At 51.9% G+C, this 2,033-nt stretch carries 2 protein-coding genes and 1 pseudogene; all 3 read right to left on the reverse strand.

Going from position 1 to position 2,033, the window contains the following annotated elements:
* Window positions 1-12 precede the first annotated feature (12 nt).
* Window positions 13-621, reverse strand: coding sequence for an integrase arm-type DNA-binding domain-containing protein (locus OKC30_RS20630; RefSeq protein WP_270809798.1), 609 nt, complete (start codon window positions 619-621; stop codon window positions 13-15).
* Between the two features lie 454 nt (window positions 622-1,075).
* Window positions 1,076-1,240, reverse strand: coding sequence for a hypothetical protein (locus OKC30_RS20635; protein WP_270809800.1), 165 nt, complete (start codon window positions 1,238-1,240; stop codon window positions 1,076-1,078).
* 15 nt (window positions 1,241-1,255) lie between these two features.
* Window positions 1,256-1,489, reverse strand: a pseudogene (locus tag OKC30_RS20640) (DinB/UmuC family translesion DNA polymerase); the annotation flags it as partial.
* Window positions 1,490-2,033: the final 544 nt, after the last annotated feature.

The raw sequence follows: 2,033 nt of genomic DNA on the forward strand, positions 1-2,033 counted from the left end.
GAGAGTATAAGATCACACCCAGATCGGTCGGTCAAATCCTCTTAACATTGCTTCAAAACGTTCACGATCTCGCCCTGTCCCCATTGCTTTACGAAGTCCTTCAAGAGAGACCTTCTGTAGCTTCTGATAATGTTGGTGGAGGACAGCCATGGTTATATCGCAAATTCGATATTTACCAAGGACCTTTTGCAAGTGTGTTTGGTAAATTCGACGATAATCAGTGACTGTTCGAAGGCTAATCTCTGATCGAACGCCATCACGACGTTTTACGCTGGCTTTGTGGCTAAGCCATTGCTCAAACAGTTCATCAAGCACGAGCATCTGTTCGTTCTTTTGTTTAGCCTCTGCAACAACCTGACGGGGATCGATGCCCTGTTTGACTTGCCCCACCGCAACACAATGTCGCTCACGAGCTTGAGCAAGTCCCATCGCAGGGTATAGTCCAAGGACCATGGTTTGTTGCTTGCCAAGTAGCCTAAATCTATACACGAAGCGTTTTTGCTTACCGGCCCGAACCTCGAGTGATAAACCGTTACCATGTTTAGAGCTGATAGCAAATCGGGTTGCGGTTGCACCTTCTTTAAGCTCTGCTGCCGCGACTTGTCGATCTTGAGAAATCATCCTAAAACCTCGTTTTGGGGTACCACATGGGGTACCACATTTGGCATCGTATAGGGTTGTATGTCGTTGGACAAGAGTGAATTCGTCGCATACTTAAACAATTGAATTTAAAGTGAATGAATTTGTTTGTTGGATTTATCAAGACAGGATTAAACGTGAGTTTATTGACTTCGTAATGCGAAGGTCGTAGGTTCGACTCCTATTACCGGCACCAAATAAAACAAAAAGTTAGCTTCATTACGAGGCTACCCCTTTGTGCTTTTGGGCTTGGGGTACCACATCTAGCAAACAGCAGGAACATAACTGTATCCACTTACCTAGCCACTGGCAGAGGTCCTCCCAGCGGGAGTTGTAACAGGGGCTCAGGGGCTCAGGTGCTCTTGGCGCATCATCAATCGGCGGACCCCGTGCCTTGACTGGCCAAGCCTACGCGTCCCAATCCATAACCAACACCTCATGTTGTCGTACCAGAATCCGTGCCTTGACTGGCCAAGCCTACGCGTCCCAATCCCTTGGCTTTGATCTGGTCCATCACAGCCATCAGCGCATCAGATTGAGCGGAGGACGGAGCAAACAGATCGGCCTGTTGCTGCCCCTTGGGAGTGAACTCACTCAGCATGACCCCTCCTTTCTGATAACGGTAACCGTCGCGCCAAATCTGCGGTAGCAACACGCCCACTTGTTGCAGCAACAACGGGGTGTCATCGCTAGGGCTGACTAGCCGAACGCCGGCCTGCTCACTGTAGTAAGGCGCTCGTTCGTCAAACGGGCTGGTTCGCACTAACAGGTGCACCCGCTGGCAACACATCCCCTCGGCACGCAGCTTATCGGCTGCGCGAGCCATAAATTCTGACAACGCTTGAACCATTTCCCTGCGGTCAGTCACGCGTTTCCCAAAGGAACGGATCGAGAGGATCTACTGCTTCGCCACCGGTTCAACGGTCAGCTCTGCGCAAGGCAAACCACGCAGCTCCTGTACGATCTGCTCGATCACCACGCAGTATTGGGCGCGTAACCCCTTGGCAACGTTAGCCACAAAGTCAGCCACGTTGTTAATGTCTTGTGCCACCACTTGGCCCCCAAGCGCAGCGCGTCACACAAGTCAACGACGCCGCCAGTTGCAGGCGACTTCTTGGCTGCATAGTTGGCTAGCCTGGAAGGGTTGGCCCTTTATGCTGTTTGTGGATGAGCGAGACGGTGGGGCGTCAACGAGCGCAGTCAGCTGTCTCATTGATAACCGGCTTGCAATTGAGACGGTCCAACTGGTGCAGCGAGCCGTATTGGGCCACCAGTCGGTCTATGGCCATCTGGGCGCAGGCTGTTCTGCTGGGCTTATTTTCAGGTTCTTCGCGGGATCTTGGGGAAGTGGAAGTTGACAGACAGGGTGCTGGTAAACTGGCTGTCTCCAAACA

The organism is Aeromonas sp. QDB18 (assembly GCF_027705325.1).
Classification (GTDB): domain Bacteria; phylum Pseudomonadota; class Gammaproteobacteria; order Enterobacterales; family Aeromonadaceae; genus Aeromonas; species Aeromonas caviae.